This is a genomic window from Nostoc sp. DedQUE08, from assembly GCF_034530895.1.
Classification (GTDB): Bacteria; Cyanobacteriota; Cyanobacteriia; order Cyanobacteriales; family Nostocaceae; genus Nostoc.
This window is the reverse complement of sequence record NZ_JAVRCD010000122.1, coordinates 1-6375: the sequence shown is the minus strand read 5'-3', so window position 1 is coordinate 6375 and position 6375 is coordinate 1. Positions and strand designations below refer to the sequence as shown.

6 protein-coding genes and 1 pseudogene are annotated in these 6375 nt (G+C 39.6%); 6 read left to right on the top strand and 1 reads right to left on the bottom strand.

Going from position 1 to position 6375, the window contains the following annotated elements; genetic code table 11:
- The first annotated feature begins 194 nt into the window (after positions 1–194).
- The 6 genes from aroC to RMY64_RS36425 all read left to right on the top strand — a co-directional run bounded on the left by aroC (position 195) and on the right by RMY64_RS36425 (position 5972).
- Entirely contained in the window at positions 195–1283 is a 1089-nt protein-coding gene (aroC, locus tag RMY64_RS36450; RefSeq protein WP_322702656.1) for a chorismate synthase, read from the top strand.
- 128 nt (positions 1284–1411) lie between these two features.
- Positions 1412–3274, top strand: coding sequence for a hypothetical protein (locus RMY64_RS36445; RefSeq protein ID WP_322702655.1), 1863 nt, complete (start codon positions 1412–1414; stop codon positions 3272–3274).
- Positions 3275–3386: 112 nt separating this feature from the next.
- A complete protein-coding gene (locus RMY64_RS36440; RefSeq protein WP_322702654.1) occupies positions 3387–3641 on the top strand; it encodes a SemiSWEET transporter in 255 nt (84 codons plus the stop codon).
- A 21-nt stretch (positions 3642–3662) separates the two neighbouring features.
- Positions 3663–5309: a radical SAM protein gene (locus tag RMY64_RS36435; protein ID WP_322702653.1), complete on the top strand. Its 1647-nt coding sequence runs from the start codon at positions 3663–3665 to the stop codon at positions 5307–5309.
- Positions 5310–5320: 11 nt separating this feature from the next.
- Positions 5321–5509 carry a CPXCG motif-containing cysteine-rich protein gene (locus tag RMY64_RS36430; RefSeq protein WP_322675668.1) on the top strand — a complete coding sequence of 63 codons (189 nt, stop codon included), beginning with the start codon at positions 5321–5323 and terminating at the stop codon, positions 5507–5509.
- A gap of 19 nt (positions 5510–5528) precedes the next feature.
- Complete coding sequence (locus RMY64_RS36425; protein ID WP_322675667.1) at positions 5529–5972, top strand: SRPBCC family protein; 444 nt, start codon at positions 5529–5531, stop codon at positions 5970–5972.
- Positions 5973–6000: 28 nt separating this feature from the next.
- On the opposite strand, the pseudogene RMY64_RS36420 reads toward RMY64_RS36425, so the two are convergent.
- Positions 6001–6375 (bottom strand): annotated as a pseudogene (locus RMY64_RS36420) (hypothetical protein); the annotation flags it as partial.

Sequence of the window (6375 nt, the reverse complement as noted above, 5' to 3'; positions counted from 1 at the left end):
GCTCCTGCTATCAACGGTTAATTCTGAAGTTTAGCTAAATAAGAAAGCGCCCTCTCGTAACGGAGGGCGCTTTCTTATTTGTATAGGTAAAAGATAGTTTATACGTCAAACATTCCGAGTGCTAAAGCATATAAATTAACTTTTGCACAAACTCTAGGTAAAATACATAAGCCTCATCCTTTTTCTTTAAGATCATGGGCAACACTTTTGGTCATCTATTTCGTATAACTACTTTTGGTGAATCTCACGGCGGTGGTGTGGGGGTTGTGATTGATGGTTGTCCTCCACAACTAGAAATTTCGGCAGAAGAAATCCAAGTAGAATTAGATAGAAGGCGTCCAGGACAAAGTAAAATTACGACACCTCGCAAAGAAGCCGATACCTGCGAGATTTTATCGGGTGTATTTGAAGGCAAAACACTAGGAACGCCTATAGGGATTTTGGTACGGAACAAAGACACTCGTTCCCAAGACTACGACGAGATGGCCGAGAAGTATCGCCCTTCTCACGCGGATGCAACTTATGATGCAAAATATGGCATTCGCAATTGGCAAGGCGGGGGTAGGTCGTCAGCGCGTGAGACAATTGGTAGAGTAGCAGCTGGTGCGATCGCTAAAAAAATTCTCCGTCAAGTTGCCAATGTCGAAGTTATCGCTTACGTCAAGCGCATCAAAGACTTGGAAGGTATAGTCGATCCAAATACTGTCACCTTAGAACAAGTGGAAAGCAACATCGTGCGCTGTCCCGATGCTGAATGTAGCGATCGCATGATTGAATTAATTGAGCAAGTTGGGAGGCAAGGTGATTCTATCGGCGGTGTCGTAGAATGTGTAGCGCGTAACGTGCCGAAAGGTTTGGGCGAACCAGTATTTGATAAATTGGAAGCTGATATCGCTAAAGGTGTGATGTCTCTCCCTGCTAGCAAAGGCTTTGAAATCGGTTCCGGTTTTGGCGGGACGCTGTTAACCGGAATTGAGCATAACGACGAATATTATATTGATGAAAATGGTGAAATTCGCACTGTAACTAACCGTTCTGGTGGTATTCAGGGGGGAATTTCCAATGGAGAAAATATCATTTTACGAGTTGCATTTAAGCCGACGGCGACAATTAGAAAAGAGCAAAAAACAGTAACTCGTGAAAAAGAAGAAACCTTATTAGCGGCAAAAGGACGACACGATCCTTGTGTGTTACCGCGTGCAGTTCCAATGGTGGAGGCAATGGTGGCGCTGGTGTTGTGTGACCATTTGTTGCGGCATCATGGACAGTGTAAGGTGTTGTAGGGATTATACTTGGACTTTCATAAAATATTTATGCTTCGGGGGTGAGTGTCTAACTCGCCCTTTTTTATCTGTATTGTTATAGTAGCGGATAACACATTTAAGTACGTGCGATCGCATCTACTCTCAATATGGATAAAGAGTCTCCAAATCGCTTAGAACACTTTGCTGCTTTAAAGTCCAAATACCAAGCGACTCAATATGAAGATTCATTACCTGCTAGTTTGCTGTATCTCATACTACGAAAACTTGACTTAGGAATTGAACTCCTTGACTTAGAATCTACTTGGTTGGGAGAGTCTCAGCTTGAGGAGACTTTAGAAGCTATCAAGCAAGAGCAGAAACATAAAGTACAAGAATTGAGAAATCTAGAATTTGAATTCTCTAAATTAAAGTCCAAGTACAAAGCCACAAATTATAACGTTTCTTGGCAATCTACTCATCTGTATTTTATACTTTTGAAACTTGAATCAGGAACTTTACTCACTGATTTAGAAGTTCAATGGCTGAGAATAACTGGTTTATATGAAACAAATCAAATTGCTCAAGAAGTAAAGCGATTTACTCAACTTAAATCTCAATACAAAGCTAGTCAATATCAAGACTCATATCCTGATAGTTTTCTGTATCAAATACTAAAAAAGTTAGAGGTTACAGAACGTTTAAGTGATTCTGAATATAATTGGCTGCTCAATAATCAACTCTTGGAAACAGCAGAAACTTTTCAGCAACAGGAATCAGAAAAAGAAGCTCAATTTGCTAAGTTAAAAGATAAATATCAAGCGAATCTACACTCTGATTTATTATTATCAAGTCCATTATATCCAATACTACAAAATATTGATGCCAAAAATGATTTGAGTGATTCCGAGATTAACTGGTTGGAACAGCAAAAACTTAGCGAAACAATTGCCATTGCTCAAGAGTTGGAACAAACACGAGAATTTGCCGCCTTGAAACTGAAGTATAAAGCAACTGAGTATCAGGATTCATCGCCCAAGAGTCACCTGTATAAAATTCTTAAAAGACTTGAGTTGTCGAATCAGTTAGGTGAACAGGATATTAACTTTCTCAAAAAACGCAAGCTGACTGATATTATAGAAATTGCAAATGAAAAATATGTCTCCATCCTAAAATCTAAAATAGATTCAGAAGAACTACTTAATGAATCAGAAATTGAGTGGTTGAAAAATAATAGACATGAAGATATCATTATCTTTGCCAAACAAAAGCACTTCGCAGCTTTGAAATCAAAATATGATGTTTTACGCTATCAAGATAAACCACACACCAGTCTTTTATACACAATTTTGCAAAAGCTGGAGTTAAAAGAGCGACTTGAAGCAACAGATGTTGCTTGGCTTCAAGAGACTAAAGTTGAAGTGCCTCTAGCAACATATAGTTATGATAGGTGGCAACAAGAACCTCAGCATCAAGGGACTAAATTATTCTCTGGTAAGATTTGGATTGCTTACCACACAATTGAAGCAAATTTTTATGAACAGGAGTTTCAGCGCACTGATAACAAATGGAACTTAGCAAATGCCAGCAGTCATTGGCGCAAAGCAGATGAACCAGAACAGGCATTGCAACTGACGAATAATTTACAACTCGACAAAATTAAAGAAAATAAACTCAAATCAGCTTTGCTAACTACCAGAGGTGGAGCTTTTCGAGATTTTGGAAAATTAGATGAAGCAGAAAATTGCGCCCGTCAAGCTATTAAGCATCTACAAAAAAGCCATCACCCTTATACTTTGATGGGAGCCATTTGTTTTGAACGACATCAATATTCAGATGGTGAATATTGGTTTCAAGAAGCAATCAAACGTGGTGCTAATCCTAGAGATATGGATTCTGAAATCAAGCGAGTAGTGAAAAATGCTAATGATGAAAATAAGCGTCAGCAAGTGATAAACTACCTACTAAACAAAGATTCACAACGGTATGCTTGGGCGAAGTCTTATATCAAAAAACCAAAGAATAAAATCTGAATGAAAAAATAAAATCACATCAGAAAACTAAAAGAGAAACTAGGTAAAATTTAATGTAATGCAAGTGTTTCTCTAGCGTTAAACTAAAAATGAATTGCTCTGGTTGCATCGCATGGATTTTATAACAATTTTAGGATTAGCTGCCGCCACAATAACCACAATCTCTTTTTTGCCACAAATGTTTAAAACTTGGCAAACAAAATCAGCAAAAGATGTTTCTTTAGTTACCCTGATTACATTCATAAGTGGTGTTTTTTTGTGGCTAATCTATGGAATTTATTTACAATCCTTGCCAATTATTCTTGCTAACGCTATAACATTGGTTTTTAACTTAATTATTCTATGGCTTAAAATTAAATATAGATAAACTTGCCTCTAAGAAACACCTGTGACATCATCTGTATTTGACTCTGAACGCCTTCTCTTTACACCTACTACCCCAGACACCAACGCTATTCCCATAATCTTCGCCTTTCCCAACGAGTACAGCGTAGGTATCACTAGCCTTGGCTATCAGGTAGTGTGGGCAACCTTGGCAATGCGTGATGATGTGCAGGTGAGTCGCCTGTTTACAGATACTCACGAACAACTCCCTAGAACGCCAGAAATTGTGGGATTTTCTATTTCGTGGGAACTGGATTATGTAAATATTCTAAATTTGCTGGAATCTTTAGAAATTCCGATTTGGGCAACCTCTCGTGATGATTCTCATCCGATAATTTTTGGTGGTGGCCCAGTTCTCACTGCTAATCCCGAACCTTTTGCAGATTTTTTTGATGTCATTTTACTGGGAGATGGCGAAACCCTGTTAGGGAATTTTATTGAGGCTTATAAAGAAGTCAGAAATGCCTCAAGACAAACTCAACTAAAAAGACTTGCACAAATACCAGGAATTTATGTACCCAGTTTGTATGAGGTGGAATATCACACAAGAGATGGTGAAGTAAAATCAATTAAACCAATTTCTCCCGAAATTCCTGCCGTGGTACAAAAGCAAACTTATCGGGGAAATACCCTATCGGCTTCTACTGTAGTCACCGAAAAAGCGGCATGGGAAAATATTTATATGGTGGAAGTGGTGAGAAGTTGTCCAGAAATGTGCCGCTTTTGTTTGGCGAGTTATCTCACACTGCCTTTTAGAACAGCCAATTTGGAAGATTCTTTAATTCCAGCGATCGCCAAAGGTTTAGAAGTCACAAATCGGCTAGGATTATTAGGGGCTTCAGTCACTCAACATCCAGAATTTGAGGCTTTGCTAAATTATATCAGTCAGCCAAAGTACGATGATGTCCGTCTCAGTATTGCCTCAGTGCGAACCAATACTGTAACAGTCCAGTTAGCAGAAACTTTGACTAAACGAGACACGCGATCGCTTACCATTGCAGTAGAAAGTGGTTCCGAAAAAATTCGGCAAATCGTCAACAAAAAGCTGCATAACGATGAAATTATCCAAGCGGCGATAAATGCCAAAGCTGGCGGATTAAAAAGCTTGAAACTCTACGGAATGGCAGGAATTCCTGGTGAAGAAGCAGAAGATTTAGAGCAAACCGTGGCGATGATGCGTAATATCAAAAAAGCTGCGCCAGGATTGCGGTTAACATACGGATGCAGCACCTTTGTACCCAAAGCACATACGCCATTTCAATGGTTTGGAGTGAATCGTCAAGCCGAAAAGCGGTTGCAATTTTTACAAAAACAGCTAAAACCGCAGGGAATAGAATTTCGCCCAGAAAGCTATAATTGGTCGATTATACAGGCTTTATTGTCGAGAGGCGATCGCAGACTCTCCCAACTCCTAGAACTTACTCGTGACTTTGGCGATTCCTTGGGTAGTTACAAACGTGCTTTCAAGAAACTCAAAGGACAAATCCCCGACTTAGATTTCTACGTCCATACCGAGTGGTCAACAGAACAAGTATTACCCTGGAGCCACTTGCAAGGGCCTCTGCCACAGTCTACACTACTAAAGCATTTGGCTGATGCTAAAAGTTATATCAATCCATCTCCAAAAGAATTACAGCCATTGAATTCATAGCTGAAAACTTGATGCAAAACACAGCTGAGTATTACTGCGCTTATTGCGGCGAATCAAACTTAACTTTTATTGATTTGAGTGCTGGAGGACAGCAATCTTATGTAGAAGATTGTCAAGTTTGCTGTAACCCAAATATTTTGTATGTGCGGGTTGATGAAGATACCCTAGATATCGAGATTGATACCGAATCCGAAAGTTGAATTTTAGGTTTTTCTTTCCATGCTGCACTTTAAACATTCTTCAATCATTAATGCCTCACCAGAAGTAGTTTGGAAATTTCACGAAAGACCAGATATTTTGCAACTGTTGAATCCACCTTGGCAGCCGGTTCAAGTGGTTCGTCGTGAAGGAGGGCTGAACGTGGGTGCTATCACTGAATTTCGCTTGTTTCTCGGCCCATTACCCTTAACTTGGTTAGCGCGTCATACTGAATGTGAAAAATATCGTCTGTTTGCTGACGAACAGATATCTGGGCCTTTTGAATCTTGGATACATCGACATGAATTTGAACTGGAAAATGGTAAAACTAGGCTGACTGATGCTATTTCTTTTTCTATGCCTGGTGGAGGAACAGTTGAATTTGTCAGTGGTTGGTTAGTGCAAGTGCAACTAGAAGCTATGTTTCGCTATCGCCACTATGTAACAAAACGAGAATGCGAGTAACAATAGCAGAATGTGCTGGCAGCAAAAATTAATTATCCTGATTTTTCAACCCTTGCCGCGAAACCCACTTTATCAAACCAGGAAACAAGCGATATAAAGCTTGCGAGAAATTCGCCGAACCAACCATCACTTCCGATTTATTATTCTTGACTGCATCCCAGATAGCATTTGCCACATCTTCAGGCTTCTCCACTACCGGATTTTTCAGCACAACCTCAAGCTGTCCACGACGAGTTTGAGCATCTTGCTTATCCTTGCCCCGAAAAACTGCCCGTTCCATTAAAGTACTCTTAATCAAATTCGGATAAATCCCACAAACATGAATCCCCTTTGGCTGTAGTTCTGCTTGTATCCCTCTTCTGTCACTTTCCGACATAAGCAAGTAGTAAATAACTGAAATTAT

Excerpts from the sequence above, each read along its gene's own strand:
- RMY64_RS36430 (WP_322675668.1), top strand. The coding sequence starts at position 5,321 with ATGCAAAACACAGCTGAGTATTACTGCGCTTATTGCGGCGAATCAAAC.
- RMY64_RS36445 (WP_322702655.1), top strand. The coding sequence starts at position 1,412 with ATGGATAAAGAGTCTCCAAATCGCTTAGAACACTTTGCTGCTTTAAAG.
- RMY64_RS36440 (WP_322702654.1), top strand. The coding sequence starts at position 3,387 with ATGGATTTTATAACAATTTTAGGATTAGCTGCCGCCACAATAACCACA.
- RMY64_RS36425 (WP_322675667.1), top strand. The coding sequence starts at position 5,529 with ATGCTGCACTTTAAACATTCTTCAATCATTAATGCCTCACCAGAAGTA.
- aroC (WP_322702656.1), top strand. The coding sequence starts at position 195 with ATGGGCAACACTTTTGGTCATCTATTTCGTATAACTACTTTTGGTGAA.